17 protein-coding genes are annotated in these 17,823 nt (G+C 52.3%); 4 read left to right on the top strand and 13 right to left on the bottom strand.

What is annotated here, in order from left to right:
* Positions 1-36: 36 nt before the first annotated feature.
* The 4 genes from IQ268_RS24970 to IQ268_RS24955 all read right to left on the bottom strand — a co-directional run bounded on the left by IQ268_RS24970 (position 37) and on the right by IQ268_RS24955 (position 5,119).
* The gene (locus tag IQ268_RS24970) at positions 37-1,194 is read right to left on the bottom strand and encodes a beta-ketoacyl-ACP synthase (RefSeq protein WP_193884911.1); all 1,158 of its coding nucleotides are present in this window, start codon (positions 1,192-1,194) and stop codon (positions 37-39) included.
* 236 nt (positions 1,195-1,430) lie between these two features.
* Positions 1,431-2,966 (bottom strand): pitrilysin family protein, encoded by a 1,536-nt coding sequence (locus IQ268_RS24965; protein WP_193884943.1) that lies wholly within the window; start codon positions 2,964-2,966, stop codon positions 1,431-1,433.
* A gap of 64 nt (positions 2,967-3,030) precedes the next feature.
* Positions 3,031-4,656 carry a pitrilysin family protein gene (locus IQ268_RS24960; protein ID WP_193884941.1) on the bottom strand — a complete coding sequence of 542 codons (1,626 nt, stop codon included), beginning with the start codon at positions 4,654-4,656 and terminating at the stop codon, positions 3,031-3,033.
* A gap of 172 nt (positions 4,657-4,828) precedes the next feature.
* Positions 4,829-5,119 carry a hypothetical protein gene (locus IQ268_RS24955; protein WP_193884909.1) on the bottom strand — a complete coding sequence of 97 codons (291 nt, stop codon included), beginning with the start codon at positions 5,117-5,119 and terminating at the stop codon, positions 4,829-4,831.
* A 717-nt stretch (positions 5,120-5,836) separates the two neighbouring features.
* Here IQ268_RS24955 and IQ268_RS24950 point away from each other — a divergent pair.
* The 4 genes from IQ268_RS24950 to plsY all read left to right on the top strand — a co-directional run bounded on the left by IQ268_RS24950 (position 5,837) and on the right by plsY (position 9,139).
* Positions 5,837-6,634 carry an MlaE family lipid ABC transporter permease subunit gene (locus IQ268_RS24950; protein WP_193884907.1) on the top strand — a complete coding sequence of 266 codons (798 nt, stop codon included), beginning with the start codon at positions 5,837-5,839 and terminating at the stop codon, positions 6,632-6,634.
* A gap of 134 nt (positions 6,635-6,768) precedes the next feature.
* Entirely contained in the window at positions 6,769-7,161 is a 393-nt protein-coding gene (locus IQ268_RS24945) for a DUF3119 family protein (RefSeq protein ID WP_193884904.1), read from the top strand.
* 85 nt (positions 7,162-7,246) lie between these two features.
* A complete protein-coding gene (locus IQ268_RS24940) occupies positions 7,247-8,386 on the top strand; it encodes a DUF3086 domain-containing protein (protein ID WP_193884902.1) in 1,140 nt (379 codons plus the stop codon).
* A 78-nt stretch (positions 8,387-8,464) separates the two neighbouring features.
* Positions 8,465-9,139: a glycerol-3-phosphate 1-O-acyltransferase PlsY gene (plsY, locus tag IQ268_RS24935; RefSeq protein WP_193884900.1), complete on the top strand. Its 675-nt coding sequence runs from the start codon at positions 8,465-8,467 to the stop codon at positions 9,137-9,139.
* 5 nt (positions 9,140-9,144) lie between these two features.
* On the opposite strand, the gene IQ268_RS24930 is transcribed toward plsY, so the two are convergent.
* The 9 genes from IQ268_RS24930 to IQ268_RS24890 all read right to left on the bottom strand — a co-directional run bounded on the left by IQ268_RS24930 (position 9,145) and on the right by IQ268_RS24890 (position 17,776).
* Complete coding sequence (locus tag IQ268_RS24930) at positions 9,145-9,438, bottom strand: hypothetical protein (RefSeq protein ID WP_193884898.1); 294 nt, start codon at positions 9,436-9,438, stop codon at positions 9,145-9,147.
* A 161-nt stretch (positions 9,439-9,599) separates the two neighbouring features.
* The gene (gene proC, locus IQ268_RS24925; protein ID WP_370584699.1) at positions 9,600-10,400 is read right to left on the bottom strand and encodes a pyrroline-5-carboxylate reductase; all 801 of its coding nucleotides are present in this window, start codon (positions 10,398-10,400) and stop codon (positions 9,600-9,602) included.
* A gap of 46 nt (positions 10,401-10,446) precedes the next feature.
* The gene (locus tag IQ268_RS24920) at positions 10,447-11,031 is read right to left on the bottom strand and encodes a cell division protein SepF (RefSeq protein WP_193884896.1); all 585 of its coding nucleotides are present in this window, start codon (positions 11,029-11,031) and stop codon (positions 10,447-10,449) included.
* A gap of 418 nt (positions 11,032-11,449) precedes the next feature.
* Positions 11,450-12,133, bottom strand: coding sequence for a YggS family pyridoxal phosphate-dependent enzyme (locus tag IQ268_RS24915; protein ID WP_193884894.1), 684 nt, complete (start codon positions 12,131-12,133; stop codon positions 11,450-11,452).
* Between the two features lie 125 nt (positions 12,134-12,258).
* The gene (gene pipX, locus IQ268_RS24910; RefSeq protein WP_193884892.1) at positions 12,259-12,528 is read right to left on the bottom strand and encodes a transcriptional coactivator PipX; all 270 of its coding nucleotides are present in this window, start codon (positions 12,526-12,528) and stop codon (positions 12,259-12,261) included.
* Positions 12,529-12,951: 423 nt separating this feature from the next.
* The gene (locus IQ268_RS24905) at positions 12,952-14,409 is read right to left on the bottom strand and encodes an anthranilate synthase component I (RefSeq protein ID WP_193884890.1); all 1,458 of its coding nucleotides are present in this window, start codon (positions 14,407-14,409) and stop codon (positions 12,952-12,954) included.
* 40 nt (positions 14,410-14,449) lie between these two features.
* Complete coding sequence (locus IQ268_RS24900; RefSeq protein ID WP_193884888.1) at positions 14,450-15,394, bottom strand: energy-coupling factor transporter transmembrane protein EcfT; 945 nt, start codon at positions 15,392-15,394, stop codon at positions 14,450-14,452.
* 127 nt (positions 15,395-15,521) lie between these two features.
* On the bottom strand, positions 15,522-16,892 hold the full coding sequence (der, locus tag IQ268_RS24895) for a ribosome biogenesis GTPase Der (RefSeq protein ID WP_193884887.1): 1,371 nt from the start codon (positions 16,890-16,892) through the stop codon (positions 15,522-15,524).
* A gap of 155 nt (positions 16,893-17,047) precedes the next feature.
* Positions 17,048-17,776, bottom strand: coding sequence for a J domain-containing protein (locus IQ268_RS24890; RefSeq protein ID WP_193884885.1), 729 nt, complete (start codon positions 17,774-17,776; stop codon positions 17,048-17,050).
* Positions 17,777-17,823: the final 47 nt, after the last annotated feature.

The following is a 17,823-nucleotide window of genomic DNA, read 5'->3' as shown; positions in this document are numbered from 1 at the left end:
TAATCTTCCCACTAGAACTCCAAAAATGGGCGATATCTAGGATGCAACTCGCTTCAGGGCGATCGCGCCATTTTGCCCACCAAAACCAAAGCCAAGACACAACGCGTAGGCTGCGGTGCTAGGGCGAGAAGCCGTTACTAGATCCAGATCAAACTCCGGTTGTTGTAGACCAACACAGGGCGGCAGCACCTGTTGCTTTAACGCCAACAAGGACAAAGCAACCCCAATGGCACCCGATGCGCCAAGCGTATGCCCTGTTGCCCCCTTCGTGGAACTCACCGCGACTCCCCCAGGGAAAAGGTGCTGAATTAAGGCGGCCTCATTGCGATCGTTCAACTGAGTCGCTGTCCCATGGGCATGGATATACCCAATGGCCTGAGGCTGAAGCTGGCTGCGCTTCAGACATTGTTTCACGGCGATCGCCGCTTCTCGCTGGCCAGGGTCAGGAGCGCTGACATGGTAACCATCGGCGGTAAACCCAAAGCCCAAAATTTGCCCATACACCGTGGCCGAACGACGACGAGCCGCCTCTGCCGTTTCTAGCACCAGAACGGCACCGCCTTCTCCTAGCACAAAGCCGTCGCGGTGGCGATCGAACGGATAGGCTCCTGAACGCGATAACGCACCAATTTTACTGAAGCCAGCCAGGGTCAGGGGGGAAATGGGGGCTTCAATTGCCCCTGCAATGACCCGATCGCACTGATGCAGTTGCAGCAGTTCATAGGCTTGGGCGATCGCCCACAGCCCTGTGGCACAGGCTGCCATTGGTGCCAGGACAGGCCCCGTGCAACCAGATTGCCGAGCCGTGGCGATCGCCGCTGCGTTGGGCAAGGTGTCCAGCCAGGTTGTTAAGGAGGGCAAGAGGCGATCGTCGTCATGGGTTCTAGCCCTCAACCAGTCCTCCCATTGAGCCTGATGACTGCGACTTGAACCAATCACGACACCACAATTCTCTAAAGGTGGTGCCAATTCAGCGGTCAGCAGCGCTTGCGTGACGGCCTGGTGGGTCAAAGCCAGCAGCGAGGATGGGGTTTGGGCAATCAACGCCACAGGCTGAGGCGCTAATTCTGGAAAGGGTTGGTGCAACTGAACGGCGGAGGTTCCGACTAGCAACCGTTGCCATGTTTCTTGCAAATTGCCCAGGGCAGAGACTAGCCCTATCCCAGTTACAACAACCTCTACAGCGCTACTCATGACGTTCGATAGTTGTCCCGATGTTGGTGTTGAGAAATTGGGTCTGTCAGGCTTAGAGGATGAAAAAGGGCAACACAGCCCACTGGCGATGCAACCCGTTTCAAACAGGCGTCTCAGCAGCGCTGCTTGTAACCCCAGCTTAAAGAGAAGGACGAGTGGTTTCAGCCGACTAGCCAAACACTAGTGCCAGCCTGAAAACAACTCGTCCCCTTATACCCGTGACGACACAGGATCAACTACACACCCGTACCTGGCTCCGGGCTAGCGTCTGATGGTGGTGGTGGAATCGTGATGTCGATCGTGGTTACCTGCTGCCCATCGGGAACCAGGGTATTCAGGGGCGGCTGAATATCGGCAGCATTTCCCACCACCAGCGTGACAATATTTTCCGGTTTTAGATGCGTTTGTGCGGCTTGCTGAATAGCCTCTGGCGTTGTGGCTTCTACTTCTCGCTGATACTGGAAGATAAAGTCTTGCGGATAGTCGTAATACTCATACCGCATCACCCGCGATAGCGTTTGTGAGGGACTTTGGAAGTTGAAGATGAAGGCATTGAGAACCGATTCTTTGGCTCGCGCTAGCTCCGCTTCGGTAATGGGAGTGGTGCGAACTTCTTCTAACTCTGCCAAGATCGACTGCACAAAGGGTACGGTTGCATCAGACCGGGTTTGCCCGCCGCCCACAAAGGTGCCCGGAAAGTCGTACCGGGGACTCCAGAAGGCATACACGACATAGGCTAACCCCTGGCGCGATCGCACCTCATTCACCAGGCGTCCACCAAAACCGTTGAGCGCTTCATTCATCACCGACAGCGTTGCATAGTCTGGCTCGTTTAGCTGGCCACCAAGATGCCCAACTTGAACGTAGCTTTGGGTTAGCTGCGGTAAATCAACCAGAAACACACCGCCTGTGGTGCGCTGGGTAACCTCCGGCAGCGAGGTCTGGAAACCGGAAACGGGTTCCGGTCGCCAGGTGCCAAACTGCGCTTCAATTAGCGATCGCATTGCGTCCGGGTCAAAGTCTCCCACAATGCCCAGCAACATATTTTCAGGTCGAAAATACTGCCGATAAAAGCTGACGATATCCTGGCGCGACACATTATCGAGCGTGGCATATTCAACCGTGCGAGCATAGGGGCTTTCTGCTCCATAGATCAGCTTTTGAAACTCGCGGCTTGCTACTTCCCCTGGGTCATCGTTGCGGCGGGCAATCGAGCCTCGCCACTGCACTTTAGACAAATCAATTTTGTCTTGGGGCAACGCTGGCTGACGCAGCACCTCTGCAAATAGCCCAAAGACATCCTCCAGGTCTTCACTTAAGGCGCTAAAACTGGCACTGCCGGTGGAGATATCCGTTCCAGTCTCAACGGAGGCGGCTCGTTGCTCTAGCAGTTGGTTCAGTTCATCAGCCGGATGCGCCTCACTGCCACCGCTGCGGATCACTTCACCCGTAATGCTGGCTAGCCCTACCTTCTTTCCGGGTTCTAGCCGATCGCCCGTGCGAAACATAGCGGAACCGCTGACTAACGGCAGTTCGTGGTCTTCGAGGAGAAACACGGTCATGCCGTTGTCGAGTTCAAACCGGGTGTAATCCGGCACTTGAATTTCAGGAGGGGGAGCAAACTCCAATTCGGTGTAATGGCGGGGTGTAACCGCCAGGGCTGGCGATCGCCATGAGCTAATGGCCGTTAGCACTACTACTGCTATTGCAATGAAGACATAGCTAGCGAGTCGTTTCCCTCGACTGCTACGCCAAAAAACAAACCGCTGCATGATTAACAAAACTCCTGAATAGTTCGTGATGAGGCTAGGAGAGACGCGATCGCTCAACACTGAATTAATTGCCAACCTCGACGCTCTCCGATTCGGCCTCTCCTGAGCCAACCGAGAGCAATCGTCCAATTGTTAGATTATTCGGTTGGAAGATACTCTGGGCTACGCGCTGCACATCGTCAACCGTCACCGCTTCGATTTTGGTCAACTCATCGAACAGGTTGCGCCAACTGCCCGTTTTAGCCTCATATTCGGCCAGCAAACTTGCCATGCCGTTGTTCGATGACAAGGTACGTAACAGCCCTGCCCGCGCCTGAGTTTTGACCCGATCGAGTTCTTCAGCCGAAACGGGTTCGGTTTTGAGGCGATCGATTTCTGCATTCATTGCCACTGCAATTTCATCAATGGTGTGGCCAGGAGCCGAGAGGGCGTAAATCAACATCAGAGTGGGGTAGCGATCGCCCGGAAAGCCATCCTGAAGCCCGACATTAAGCACCAATTGCTGTTGTTCCACTAACGATTGATAGAGCCGCGACGTGCGCCCCCCAACCAGCAGCGATGAGATCATGCCATAGAGAACGCTGTCATCATCGTTGATCCCCGGACGCTGGTAGCCTTCCAGGTACCAGGGTTCCGACTGAAGCCGCAACGTGACTTCCTGCGGTTCGGTCTGGGTTGGGGCGATCGCCTCAACGTCTGGTGCCCTGGAGCGAGCGGTATAGCGTCCGAAGTAGGCTTCCGCTAATTCCTGTACCCGCTCGGCATCCACATCACCCACCACGGCGGCAACGATATGATCGGGCGTGTAATAGGTGTCAAAAAACTCTTGAATGTCTCTGCGCGTCAGGTTCCGGATGTCTTCCTCGTAGCCAATAATAGGACGGCCATAGGGATGCCCTGGAAAGGCCGTTTCCAAGAAAGCTTCAGTCATGCGGCCAATGGGCGAATTATCCGTTCGCATGCGCCGCTCTTCTAAAATGACATCTTTTTCTTCGTAAAACTCACGGAAGACGGGTTCTAAAAATCGCTCTGATTCTAGCGACATCCACAGTTCCAGCTTATTGGCTGGAAAACTATAGAAATAACGGGTGGCATCGGCAGACGTGGTGGCATTTAGCCCTACCCCACCCGCTTGCTCCACAATGGTTCCCATCTCATTCTGCTTCACGTAGCTGGCGGCCTCAGCTCTGACCGTTTCAAAGGTCGCTTCCAGGCGAGCGGCTTGTTCCTCTTGTCCGGCAGCTCTCGCCGCTTGAATGCGGTCAAACAGCCGATCCAGACGATTCAATAGAGGCCGCTCTGCACGGTAATCTTGAGTGCCAATGCGGCGAGTCCCTTTAAAGGCTAAATGCTCTAAAAAGTGAGCCGCACCAGTTTTTCCTTCGGCTTCATACGCGGCACCGACGTTGACATAGGTCATGAACGAAACCACAGGTGCCTGGTGCCGCTCCAACACAATGAACCGCATCCCGTTGTCGAGGGTAAAGCTAGTAACACGGTCGGTTACTGCATCCAGATACGGCTGAATTGAACCAGTCGCTGGTTGGGGTGGTTCGGCGCGGGCAAGGGCAATTGCTTGCGGCAAACCGCACCAGAATAACGTTGCGGCCAGGAAGGCAGCAAACCACCGTTGCCATCGTTTGGGTTGAAGAAAGCCTAGTTTGAGTTGCTGTGGGCGATCGCCGAGCATCGCCACTAATTGACGGACTTGATGCATGGAATTGGATTCAAGCAGTACCAAGTTCCAGCATAGAGACTTTTGAACGGCCAAGACTCACCCGAAACGACAAGTCTGCTGTGTGGGGCAGAGCTGTGGCGATCGGTTAATTTTGATGAATGAACACGTGAGGAGCGCTCAAGGCTTAATCTCGCAAGTTTTGGTAGCGGTAGAACGTAAACATATCGAACAGTACTCCGACCAGACTACACACCAAACCAATGGTTAAGGTGCCGTGAAGCGAACTGCCCGTGCCAAAGATCGACAAAAATTGAGATACTTGCTCAACGCCAACCTGTGCAACTGCGTCTAGCCCCGGCAGGTATCCAATCAGAAACAGCACGGCTAGCAATGCGCCAATCAATGAGACGGGAGCCAGAAAGCTGAAAATGCTGGTGAGTAGAAGAGAAAGCAAGACGTTAGGCAGAGTACTCATAGAGAGATAATTACTCAAAGAGTCAATCAGGACAGACGAGAGAAACTAATCCTTGCCAATTTCTACGATAGGGGGCGATCGCCGTAGCTTAACCGGGATGTCAGAAATCTTAAATTTCTATTAAAGACTTTGGTAAATATCTGTAAAAATCAGTAACAACCCGCCCAACAATGGATACTGATACCGTTGCCATAGCTGAGTTAGCACCCTGAAAGGGAGGTCTACATGAATATGAATTGAAGAGAGGGGTTATACGCACATATGGCCTCTTATCACCCCTCCTATCACCATCGATCTGTGGCAACCAGAGGTTGTTTGAACCTGGCGCACGGGCTGCATTCGTTCCCTGACTCTCCCGGCGACGAAATCCCAAGCCAGTTCTGGTTTCAACCCCGCTCGGCTGAGCGCTCATGTTGAAGCCAAAAAGGGGCGTTTAGCGCCTGCGGCAAGCCAGAAAAGGAACGGTTCGAGTTGCATTTAGCCCCCTTCAAATACCCTCTCCGACTGAGAATGGACTGTGGATAGTACCCGTGGCGTATTCACCTCAGCTTACAAATTTACGGGTTGGCTCAGCCCTAAACTGTTTCAATCTGCAACTAAACCTTACAGAGCTAATCAATTGCAGTAGAAACGAAATACCCGACAAAGATTATGAAAATCCGCTATTGTTGACACTGTCAGATACCTTACTGCCTCGGCTTTATAGGACTTCCCCAATTGAGTGAAACTGCAAACCGTTCTAGTTTGGCGTTATGGAGTCGGCGGTTGCTGGCGGCTGTTCTGCTAGGGGGACAGGTCTTCATTCACCTGCTCAGGGGAAGAATTCATCGCCGCAACACATTGGAACAAATGTCGGTCGTGGGTCCCGAATCGTTGCTGATCGCGCTGGTGACGGCAGGTTTTGTAGGAATGGTCTTTACAATTCAGGTTTCCCGCGAGTTTATTAACCTGGGTGCAGGAACAGCCGTTGGTGGTGTATTGGCGATCGCCCTCGCTCGAGAATTAGCCCCTGTTTTAACAGCCGTGATTATCGCCGGGCGCGTGGGTTCTGCCTTCGCGGCTGAAATTGGCACGATGCAGGTCACGGAGCAAATCGATGCGCTGTACATGCTCAAAACTGACCCCATTGACTACCTGGTCATTCCCAGAGTGATTGCCTGCTGCCTGATGCTCCCTATTCTCACCATTCTGTCGTTTATCACAGGCATGACCTGCGGCATGATCCTGGCGGATGCGTTGTACGGCATTTCGCAACGCGTGTTTTTGGATTCGGCGCGTGACTTTCTCAGCGTTTGGGATCTAATCAGTCCGTTGATCAAAGGAGCTGTATTTGGCGTGTTGATTGCCATTATTGGCACCAGTTGGGGGTTAACAACAACAGGTGGCGCTAAAGGGGTGGGGCAATCTACTACAACTGCCGTTGTAACTGCATTACTCTTCATTTTTATCGTCAATTTTTTCCTGTCGTGGTTGATGTTTCAGGGGCAGGGCAGCGCGACAATCACCGGTTCCTGAGGACGCAACCCTTTAGAATGGAAGGTGAACCGCTAGTTGGAAGGATGCAGTCTTGAGACGCGATCCTTAAACAATTCCCTATCGGTTCTGCTGCTACAGGTGTAATCAACGCTGTTCTATTGGGTCTAGCGCTTGTGACGACTACTCCGACGACTGCTAATCAAACTGAAACGGTGCAACTGGCTCCGAGCTATTCACTGCCGATCGCGCTGGTGCTGTTATCTATCCCGCTGCTGTGGGTGCAACCCTGGGTAAGCGGAGCGATCGCCCTGTTTGGCGTATTCTTAATGTTCCAGGCCATTACGTTGCGGCTGCTGTTTACAGAAACAGACCTGGATATCTATCGTGGAGAGACGTTGATTCGCCGCTTTCCCTACCAACATTGGCAAAACTGGCAAATTTTTTGGTCTAATGTGCCTGTATTGTTTTATTTCAAAGAGGTCAAAAGCATTCACTTTTTGCCGATCCTGTTTGATGCCAAGCAATTGAAAACCTGTTTGGAACAGCGTTGCCCAACGACTCGCTAACCCTCTGCTGCCAAGTTGTTAGTGGTTTGCTGTTAGCCTTCGTCTGCGCACAACTAGCAACCAGCAACAACTGATTAAATACGCTATGAACTCAGACGATTTCTTGCCTTCTGCCCCGCAATCAACCAATCCGCCTGCGAAACAAGCGGCTGACCCCTCGCCAGACACCATTTCCCCAGATATCATCCCCCCAGACAGGGATGGAACGGCGATCGCTCGCGATGCGTCTGATGATTTGCTGCGCCGTGAGATCAAAGACCTGGAACAGAAAGTAGCCGACTTAAAACGGCAAGAGCAAACCCTGAAGCGAGACGTGGCTGCATTGCAGGCATCTTACAATGCCATGCTGAAAGAGCAGGTGGCCGAAGCCCAAATGACGGTAGGGCGGTTAGTGCAAGAAGGGTTAACCGAGCTAGAACGGCGCAAGCAAACGCTGCAAATTTCAGTCGAGCAGCTTGAACGACGGCAAGAGCGCATTCGAGCCGAAATGCGGACTAGCTTTGCTGGAGTGTCTCAAGATTTGGCGATTCGGGTGCAGGGGTTTAAAGACTATCTAGTTGGCAGTTTGCAAGATTTAGCGATCGCGGCAGAACAACTGCAACTGGTTTCCGAACCAGGGGAGCGATCGCCACGAGCGATGGTTGACGAGCCGCAGCCCGTAGAAGACAGGCCAGTGTCTCCCAAGTTTGCTGAGCAAAGCTTCAAGGAGGAGGCCAAACAAATCCGCAAACTGTTAGACCAGTATCGAACCGTGCCCGACTACTATGGCCCACCCTGGCGGCTGCGCCGCACGTTTGAACCGATTCACGCGGAACGCGTCTCGAATTGGTTTTTCAATCAAGGGGGGCGGGGGGCGTTGCGCTCGATGGGATCGCGGTTGCAAAATATTTTGATTAGTTCAGCCACCATTTCAATCCTACGAACGCTCTATGGCGATCGCGTCCGCACCCTTGTATTAGCCGACTCCCCCGAACGGCTGGGGGAATGGCGCAGAGGGTTGCAAGACTGTCTTGGCATCTCGCGGGGCGATTTTGGTGCCGAGCAGGGTGTTGTTTTATTTGAAGCCCCCGAACCGCTGGCTCAGCGTGCCGATCGTCTCGTCAAACGGGGTGACTTGCCGCTCATCCTGATTGACGAATCAGAAGACCTGATTAACCTTTCCCTGCTCCAATTTCCGCTTTGGCTGGCCTTTGCTGTAGACCCAATGAATCCTCCGCTCATTTGATCGGGTCAATGCCCTGTAGTCAAACAAAGCGCATAACAGCGCGGTAGACTAAATACGGCCGGAAGGAGGGCACATAAAATGGCAGGTTGGCTGTTGGGGAACGGGTTACTGTTGGTAGTCGCTTATTTGTTGGGATCGCTGCCAACGGGCTATTGGACAGGCCGCATTCTCAAAGGAATTGATATCCGGGAACACGGCTCTAAGTCAACCGGGGCAACGAACGTGCTGCGAACCGTTGGTAAAGGAGCCGCCTTGTTTGTTCTGCTAACTGACGTGCTGAAAGGGGCATTGGCGATCGCCCTTACCCGCTGGCTGTATGCTGTACCAACCTTTACCCAGGTAGCACCCGCCTCCGTTGACTTAGAGACCTGGCTGCCCTGGACGGTCACCCTGGTTGGGTTGTCCGCTATTCTGGGTCACAGCAAATCTATCTGGATTCAGTTCACAGGGGGAAAATCAGTTGCAACCAGCCTGGGGGTCTTGCTAGCCATGTCGTGGCAAGTGGGTCTTGGGGCGCTGAGTCTCTTTGGCCTGATATTGGCGCTCTCACGAATTGTCTCATTAGGCTCTATCTTGGCCGCGATCGCCGCCTGTGTTTTGATGGTTGTATTCAACCAGCCCTTGCCCTACCAGCTCATGGCGATCGCGGGAGGGTTATATGTGATTTGGCGGCACCAGACGAACATCCAGCGATTAATCGCTGGAACTGAACCCAGACTGGGGCAAACCCAACCAGAATCCAGCCACTCTTAGCAGAACTAGCTGTACCGTCCCCACCTTAAAAATGCCGTGACCACGTAAAGCACGATCGCCGACCCAATAATAGCTGGCACAATCAGCACATCCTGAATTTGCCAGCGCAACAGTTGATGGTCGAGGCCATACTCACGGTAGAGTAGCCCAAAACCCCACTCTCCTAACCAAACCCCAGCGAATCCAACCAAGAATAGGCCCACAAGCTGCCCTGGAATTTGACGTGGGATCAGGACTGTTGCGGCACCTGCACATGCGAGCGCGACAACAAGCTGCACCAATAAATGAGGGACATCCATGGTATCCTCTGTATGCAAAAATGCAGAATAGAGCTGAGCATTTCTGTTCAGCTCCAAGTTTATTTAACCCAATCAGGTCAATTGTGCTTCAGCTCTCAGGATAAATCAGCATTAGTCTTGTGTTCGTTGCGGCTGATTCAATTCTTGAGGTTCCGAGCAGGTCATTCCCCCAAGGCTTGAGAACGCTGATAAGCCGCTCGCACCGCTTCAATCAGTGCCGAGCGAAAGTTCGACTTTTCTAGATGAGCGATCCCCGCAATCGTCGTACCGCCAGGACTGGTAACGCGATCTTTCAACTCAGCAGGGTGCATCCCGGTAGACTGCAACAATTCTGCGGTTCCCTGCACGGTCTGCAACGCCAGTTTGGCCGCAACAGCTCTGGGCAACCCCACCGCAACCCCACCATCGGTCAAAGCCTCAATCATAACGGCGACATATCCTGGCCCCGAACCAGACAGCCCCGTGACGGCATCCATCATCGCTTCGGGGACTTCAACCACCTCACCAACGGCTTCAAATACCTGTCTGGCTCGCTGTAGATGGGTTGCATCTGCATGGTGCCCCGATGCGATCGCGGTCATTCCTGCCCCCACGGTTGCCGGCGTGTTGGGCATCGCCCGCACCACAGGCTGATTTGGAAATGCTAATTCCAGTCGATTTAACGGAACACCCGCCAGAATTGAAATCACCAGTTGCTCAGGTCGCTTGAGCTGCAACGGAGCCACCACCAGATCAAAAACCTGAGGCTTAATAGCCAGCAGCAATAGGTCTGACTCAGCCGCAACGGTCTGATTGTCTGCCGTAACGTTCACGCCATATTGCTCCGCCAGATACTCTCGCCGCTGGGCAACCGGGTCGCTCACCAGAATCGAATCTGGTGTCACTACTGTTTGAACAACGAGGCGGGATAAGAGAGCTTCTCCCATTACCCCGCCACCTATCATCCCAAGTTTGACTGACAACTGGTTCGCTGTCTCCTAAGCCGTAACGACAAGGATTGGTAAACTTTCAGGCCATCCGAGCATCAGCAGTCCACGCAGGAGATGGCGCGGTTGGGCGAGCCGTACGCATCTGAGGCTGTTGCTGTGCAGGCGATTCATTTGTGCCGCCCAATTGGGTGCTGACCTGGACACAGTTCGGCGTAAACAAGAAGATGCTTTCGCCAATCCGCTCCTGGTGGCCATCAATCGCATAGGTTCCACCAGCAACGAAGTCTACTGCCCGTTGCGCCTGGTCTGGGTCCATAATCGTCAGGTTTAGCACAACCGATTTGCGCTCGCGCAGCGCCCGGATTGCCTGTGGCATCTCTTCAAATGTCCGAGGTTCCATCACCACAACCTCAGACATACCGTTCACCGCTCCAGGCATTCCGATCACATTACTCATAGTAGTTCCAACTCCAGCTTCAGAGGCTAGCATGGCGCGATCGCGCATCCGACGACGACGAGGTTCTTCTTCTGCTACAGGCTGAGTATTTTCTTCTTGATAAAGATTCTGATACTCCTCTCCATCCATTTCTGCATATTCGTATTCATAATCAGCAGGGTCGTTGAAACCAACAAAGTCTCGTAGCTTCGAAAAAATGCTATTCACTGTTCACGCTCCATCACGATAGGGTTAGCTCAAGAAATCAGCCTCTAATCGACAGATATCAAACAAAAACAGAATACACCAGTTCATCAAAAAAGCTACTACTCGATTGAGGCTTTTAGATTGATATAAGGCTTAAAAAAAGGTTAATGCCTTAAACCAGGAGATTGGATTCACGAACACCCTGTTAGTCGCTCGTTTGATTGAGACATTAGTATACATCAATTCTCTAAATTCAAGGCTCTACTGAAACGCTGATGAAAAAATCTGCAATGGTTTGCCACCTTACAAATAGAGTTGCTGACAGTAAAAGGGCTTGATTAAATGACATCAACCCATCAAACAACAAAAATGTAGCAAACATTGCATGGGAAAAATAATAGTTATGAGGTCAAGGATCGGGCAGACTCAACGAATTAGCCTACCCTCTTTCGCCAAACAATATCCTTCCCGGTCGGATCATCGTTGCCCCAGCTTGAACCGCTAGCGGATAGTCTTCCGACATCCCCATTGAGAGATGCTGCATTGTAATATGCAACCAGTCTTGCTGTCGAATCTTTTCTGCTAATTCACGCGTACGGTTAAAAACGGCTAAGGTTTCGGTGGAACTGAGGCCGTAGGGCGGGATAGCCATCAACCCCACAATGTTGATATTGCAACACTGATCCAAAGCGGGCAGGTCGCTTAGCAGGTCATCGACCGTCCATCCATACTTGGTTGGATCGGGTAGAACCTTGACCTGTAGCAAAACGTTGGGCTTTGTGCCAAGCGTAGCGGCCAGTGTATCAATCCGCTGCGCCAATTTCAGACTATCTAACGAATGAATCCACTGGAAGTGGTCGAGCGCCTTGTTCACCTTGTTGCTTTGCAAGTGCCCGATCAAGTGCCAGGTAATGTTGGGCAGGTCGTGCAGTTTCGCCTGTTTTTCAGCGGCTTCTTGAATACGGCTTTCGCCAAAATCTCGCAGCCCTGCTTCATAAGCAAACCGAATTGCCTCTACTGGAACCTGTTTTGTAACCGCAATGAGCCGAACTGAATCTGGTAAAGTCTGCTGAATTCGGCGAATCCGTTCGGCAATTACATTGGTCGAGAGAGAACCTGTCATTCCTGCCCCTTACATTGTCTCCTGAACGACCGGGCAACCGCCTATTTTCCTGGTGCTACAAACGCCGAGAGAACGAAAGCCTTGCCCATACGTTACCCAACCGCTCTGCCAATAAGGCTCATGAACTACTGAAATGTTTGCTTATGCACCACCTGTAACGAGCTGAGGTCTTGATGCTGCCCGTTACGGCGCAGGTATCGGAGCCGATTTTCAACCATGATCCGTGCATCTGTTCGACTAATTGGATCAAAATGGATTCCGTCTGGCTTGGTAGTGACCAGGAAGAACAAACGCTGGGCGTAGAGGGTGGCAAACAGTTCTCGGCTCTCTTCCACCAGACACACTCTATACAGCAAACCAAAGGTCGGATGATTGAGATAGATTTCGGTACTCATTCGGACTTGGGCTGTCTCAGTAGTGGCTGGGTTTAACATTGAGTCAAAAAATGGTATTTGTCAGCGAAACACATGTGGATATCAAATGGATTAACGATAACGAGAGGTCTGCAAAACGATGTGTGTTGTGAGCATGACATCGAAATCGTTTTTGAGGTCACGGCAGATGCTAAATACAATTTGGTTGCACAGCTATTTCACTACTGTATGAGAAAGTGTGCCACTCTGCTACAAAATTACGGTATTTCTTAGGCCAAAATCACTCCCAATTGGCTGATGGTTGAGAGTCCAGACGAATTGTAATATCTGTGCACTATAACTTGCGTGAGTGAGATAACGTAAACCGTATTTTTTCTGTATATCAATGTACATTTGACGCAGCGTTTGAGGCGATCGCATCCCTTATTTAATGCAATTCAACCCTTAGTTAGAGTGTTCGGCCAAGCGAATGGCTAACAGTTGGGCTTTCGCTTTTTGTAAGGATTCTTGCCATTCGTTAGACGGATCGCTGTCGGCTACAATCCCAGCACCAACTTGCCCCCAAACCGTCTGGTCAAGGTGATCAGGCGATGCAGAAGTGCAGAGCAGCGTCCGAATCAAAATGTTGAGGTCAAGCTGTCCTCGCCAATCTAAATAGCCGCACGAGCCGTAGAACAGGTTACGACGAATCGGTTCTAGTTCCTCAATGATTTCCATACAACGTACTTTGGGACAACCCGTAATGGTTCCCCCAGGAAACATGGCGCAGATTAAGTCGATCGCCGTTTGCTCAGGGTGCAGGTATCCGTGAATGTTACTGACTAAGTGCATCACATGACTGTAGCGTTCGATGGTGAGCAACTCGTTCACCTGAACTGATCCCCACCGGCAGACGCGCCCTAAGTCGTTGCGCTCTAAGTCAACCAACATAATGTGCTCTGCATTCTCTTTGGTGTTGGCGAGCAGTTCTTGTTCAAGCTGCCGATCGGCAGCCGGAGTTGCACCACGCGATCGCGTCCCGGCAATTGGCCGAGTTTGGGCAACTTGGTCCTGTAAGTGAACCAACCGTTCGGGTGAGCAACTGGCGATCGCACCCCAGGGGGTTTGCCAATAGCTCGCAAAGGGAGACGGGTTAATTTGCTGAAGGGCTTGATAAATTGACCAGCTACTGGCGTGAGTGTGTACCCCAAACCGTACCGACAAATTGGTTTGAAAGATATCGCCCGCCTGAATGTAGTCCTTTGCTCGTCGCACCGCTGCTTCATACTGGCGTTGGGAGGTAGCGAAGTGCAATTTAGCAGACCACTCAGCCGCAGGAAACGGGTCGGTGTTTGGCTCTAACGTGTTGAGCGGATGACGCTCTGCCTTGCACGCTTTCGTGAGCTGCTGCTCCAGCAGATCAAGCTGATTGGGATCGCTGGCCGCCAGCCACACAACTTGCTCCCAATGATCCAGCACTGCAAAGGTTTCTGGAACATACCAACACGCAACCGGGAAGGGTAACGGATCAGGATTGAGAGAGGGCAGTTGTTCAATTTCCCAGGCCAGGTCATACCCCAGCCAACCCAGCCACCCTCCCGTAAACGGCAGCGGCGGTGCTGATTCGGCACAGGGCGATAGGTCTTGCAAGCGCGATCGCAACCAGGGCACGATCGTACCCAACGGCGGTGTCCACAGTTGCGGTTGTCCGTCTACTTGGCGCGGCGCTCCAGCGCAGATAGAGTATCGTGCTTCGTTAATCCGCTCGGCTTGAGTTGCTGGACAAGGACTTTCTAGCAGTGTTGCGATCGCCCCTGGATTTGCTGCTGTTGCTGAGCGAAACAGCGCATCGAACACATCCGAGCCGCTTCGGCGATGGAGGGGAAGCGATCGCCAATACCAGGGTTGCAGTGTATTTATCATGCCTGACTCCAGCGGCCAGGAGCGTGAGAACTGCTCACCGTTACGTGCCGCCCCAAACCACCCGAACCACCACAAACCCAACCAGCCCTACGACTACAAACCAATCTAGAGACCTCAAGCGAAACTGATGCCACCTGACGCGATGGCGGTTTGGGCTGGTAAACCCCCTCACCTGCATCGCGCTGGCAATTTGCTCAGCCCGCAGCAGCAGGTTGTCGATTAGTTTCTCGCCCACCATAATCCAAACCTGGCTTGTGCCCCGCAATCCCAACTTCTTCCAGTTGATCGCTCTTGTCCTAACCGAGCGAATTAAGTTCTGCACTTCTTCCAAAACCAGTGGAATAAACCGGAGGGAGAGGGTCAGAGTTAATACAATTTCGGTAACCGGCACGTTGAAGCGGCGCAGGGGCTGCATCAAATTGTCCAGCGCAGCGGTAATTTCCTCTGGCGCAGTGGTTAACAGGTAGAGATTGGTGCTGTAAATTAAGGTGAACATCAACGCGCCAACCCGAACGGCGAGTTCAACAGACCGACGAGTGATGTGAACCGCACCTTGATCGAACAAAACATATTGATAATCGGTTGGCTGCGGCAGGTTGGCGATCGCCAGTGGGTCATTTTCCGGGTCGGCGGCACGGCCTGGAGCCACTGTTGCTTGAGAGAGGATCAGTTCGTCTGGCGGCAAACGCGGCTTGTGAGCCACATTAACTCCATCGGGAGCCAGCATGGTGACCAAAAATAGCAGCAGGCTGAACACCATAATCAGCCCCATTTGTCGCCGCCAAACACGAAACGGAATGCGAGCGGCAACAGTGAGTAGAAGTAACAACCCCACTAACAAGAGTCGCCAGAATGGATTGGCTGCAATCGGAGTCAGCAGAAAGCCCAATAACCAGAGCAATTTCACACGGGGATCGAGCTTGTGCAACCAGGTGAGCGGTTGTTCCAGGTAAAGACCAATGGGAAGCGATCGCAGTAAATCCATTCCTAAAGCTATGCGTAGAGGAAAGTCGGTTGAAGGCGCAACGTCATGTGCTTTGGCACGCTGAACGACTGACCCTTATCGATTAACTGTTGATTTTCGCCCTCAACTGCAAGACAGTTGACGAACTTCAGACGGTTTTAACGCGAGTAGCGCGGTTAGGGGTGCCCTGTTCCATCTCGCGCAGTTTCTTGCCTCGCCATAATAACCGAATCGGAGTCCCGGCAAAGCCTAGTTGCTGGCGAAACTGCCGCTCGATATATCGTCGATAGTTTTCGTTAAATAGCTTGGGATCGTTCACAAACAGTGCGATCGTCGGTGGATAACTGGTAACCTGAGTGCCATAGTAAATCTTGCCCTGCCGCCCCTGCCGGGTGGTGGGTGGGGTATGCCAGCTCAGCGCTTCTTCCAGTACTTCGTTAATCACAGAGGTACTGACTCGGCGTTTGTGCTGTTCTGCCGCGATATCAACCAGGTCAAGAATTTTTTCAACCCGTTGCCCGGTCATGGCGCTGACGTAAATGGCCTCTGCCCAATCGGTGAAGTGCAGACGGTCTTTAATCGTTCTGTCGTATTCGTAAATGGTGTGCGAATCTTTTTCGATCACATCCCACTTGTTCACCACAAGAACACAGGCACGACCGTCTTCAGCAATCCGTCCGGCTAATTTCTGATCTTGCTCGGTTACCCCATCCAGGGCATCAATGACCAGCAACACAACATCCGCACGACGAATCGCTTTGAACGCCCGGTTGATACCAAAAAACTCAGGGCCGTATTCAACCTGCTTCTTTTTGCGGATGCCAGCCGTGTCAATTAACCGATAACGCTGTTCCCGTCGTGTAACGACCATGTCAATCGCATCACGGGTGGTTCCAGAAATGGGGCTGACAATCGAACGGTTTTCCCCCACAAAGGCATTGAGCAGACTTGATTTGCCCACGTTTGGCCGCCCTACGATCGCAACCTTGATCTCATCTGTTGCTTCAATCTCGGACGCAGGCGGCAGATGGATGACTAACTGATCGAGTAATTCTCCTGTACCATTGCCATGAATACCCGACACAGGAAAGGGTTCGCCCAGGCCAAGATTCCAGAACTCAGCCGCCTGGACAAGCCCTTGATCAACCGATTCACATTTGTTAACCGCCAGTACGATCGGCACCGATTGCTGCCGTAACCAGGTGGCGATCGATTCATCCGAGGCCGTAAGCCCCGCCTGCCCATCAACCACCAGAATGGCAGCACTTGCTTCAGCCAGCGCCGCCATTGCCTGTTCGCGAATGAAGGGCAAAAACTCGGTATCGTCGTCAAAGACCAGGCCGCCCGTATCAACCACCAAAAATTCGCGATCGCGCCAAAAGGCTTCTTTATAGGTGCGATCGCGGGTTACGCCCGGTTCATCGTGAACGATCGCATCTGTCACCCCTGCCAAACGGTTGACAAGCGTAGATTTGCCCACATTTGGGCGACCAATAATAGCAACAATAGGCAGAGGCATAAGCAGAAAGCCGAGAAACAAAAAAACAGGCGCTAGAATTCAATACACTAGCACTTTATAAATTGTGGCTTAAAAAAGCGAAAGTGAGGCTTTCGGTTTCTACCCTCTGATACCATTTCCAAACTGTAGCTGTCCTTTAAAGAACGCATCCGCTGCTAGCGAAAGTCTCGAATGGCTCCTTGGGCTTCTCGCCGCAACCCGTTTGCAATACGGAAAAGCTCTTGCCCAGTATGCAAATAGTGCTCGTCGTAGCTTGACGTAAACCGTTCTAGCTCGTCAATGCCATCTCCGACCTGATTCAAACAATAGTAGAGGTGAGCCGCAACACCAGCCACCGTGGAGGGGTTAGGCATAGAGCGGAACAGCCCCTGCGCTTTTTGTAAATCAATTCGGCAATCATCCAGATAGGACTGAAAGTCTTCAAGCAATTCATCATCAAACGGGTCTGCGGCCAGGTCATCTAGCTGATCTTGCAGCGGATTCAATATCTGGGACAGCATCCGGTTAACGGGCTGATAGACTCGCTGAAGCCACTGCTGCAACTGCTCATCACTGTCCCTTCCGGAACGGTGACGGCGGCGATACTGGCTTTGCGCGGCAGCGGCTCGCCGTTGGCGATCGCTGGCCGACGAACTCACCTCAACCCCAACTGCTTCTAGTTGAGTCTGGTAGTTGAGCTGGCGATCGTACGATTTTCGTTGCTGCGGATCTCCTAAAACCTCGTAAGCGGCGTTAATCTGCGTGATTTGCTCATGGCTCGTCGCTGCCTGGTTCGTGTCCGGATGAAACTGCTTGGCTAGACGACGGTAAGCACGCTTAATGTCTGATTGGCTTGCCGTTGGGCTGATGTCCAGCGTCTCATAATGGTTGGAAGAATGTGCCATAAGCACATTGTAAGCAGTGGTCGTAACAGTTGCTGCGATCGCAAATC

Origin of the sequence: Oculatella sp. LEGE 06141, assembly GCF_015207605.1 — a bacterium.
Classification (GTDB): Bacteria; Cyanobacteriota; Cyanobacteriia; order Elainellales; family Elainellaceae; genus Oculatella.
This window is presented reverse-complemented; position numbering and strand designations above follow the sequence as displayed.

What these genes read in the sequence shown, in the direction of transcription:
- IQ268_RS24890 (WP_193884885.1), bottom strand. Translation starts at nt 17,776, where the DNA reads ATGGCACATTCTTCCAACCATTATGAGACGCTGGACATCAGCCCAACG.
- pipX (WP_193884892.1), bottom strand. Translation starts at nt 12,528, where the DNA reads ATGAGTACCGAAATCTATCTCAATCATCCGACCTTTGGTTTGCTGTAT.
- plsY (WP_193884900.1), top strand. Translation starts at nt 8,465, where the DNA reads ATGGCAGGTTGGCTGTTGGGGAACGGGTTACTGTTGGTAGTCGCTTAT.
- IQ268_RS24930 (WP_193884898.1), bottom strand. Translation starts at nt 9,438, where the DNA reads ATGGATGTCCCTCATTTATTGGTGCAGCTTGTTGTCGCGCTCGCATGT.
- IQ268_RS24940 (WP_193884902.1), top strand. Translation starts at nt 7,247, where the DNA reads ATGAACTCAGACGATTTCTTGCCTTCTGCCCCGCAATCAACCAATCCG.
- IQ268_RS24955 (WP_193884909.1), bottom strand. Translation starts at nt 5,119, where the DNA reads ATGAGTACTCTGCCTAACGTCTTGCTTTCTCTTCTACTCACCAGCATT.
- IQ268_RS24915 (WP_193884894.1), bottom strand. Translation starts at nt 12,133, where the DNA reads ATGACAGGTTCTCTCTCGACCAATGTAATTGCCGAACGGATTCGCCGA.
- der (WP_193884887.1), bottom strand. Translation starts at nt 16,892, where the DNA reads ATGCCTCTGCCTATTGTTGCTATTATTGGTCGCCCAAATGTGGGCAAA.
- IQ268_RS24970 (WP_193884911.1), bottom strand. Translation starts at nt 1,194, where the DNA reads ATGAGTAGCGCTGTAGAGGTTGTTGTAACTGGGATAGGGCTAGTCTCT.
- IQ268_RS24965 (WP_193884943.1), bottom strand. Translation starts at nt 2,966, where the DNA reads ATGCAGCGGTTTGTTTTTTGGCGTAGCAGTCGAGGGAAACGACTCGCT.
- IQ268_RS24905 (WP_193884890.1), bottom strand. Translation starts at nt 14,409, where the DNA reads ATGATAAATACACTGCAACCCTGGTATTGGCGATCGCTTCCCCTCCAT.
- IQ268_RS24960 (WP_193884941.1), bottom strand. Translation starts at nt 4,656, where the DNA reads ATGCTCGGCGATCGCCCACAGCAACTCAAACTAGGCTTTCTTCAACCC.
- IQ268_RS24900 (WP_193884888.1), bottom strand. Translation starts at nt 15,394, where the DNA reads ATGGATTTACTGCGATCGCTTCCCATTGGTCTTTACCTGGAACAACCG.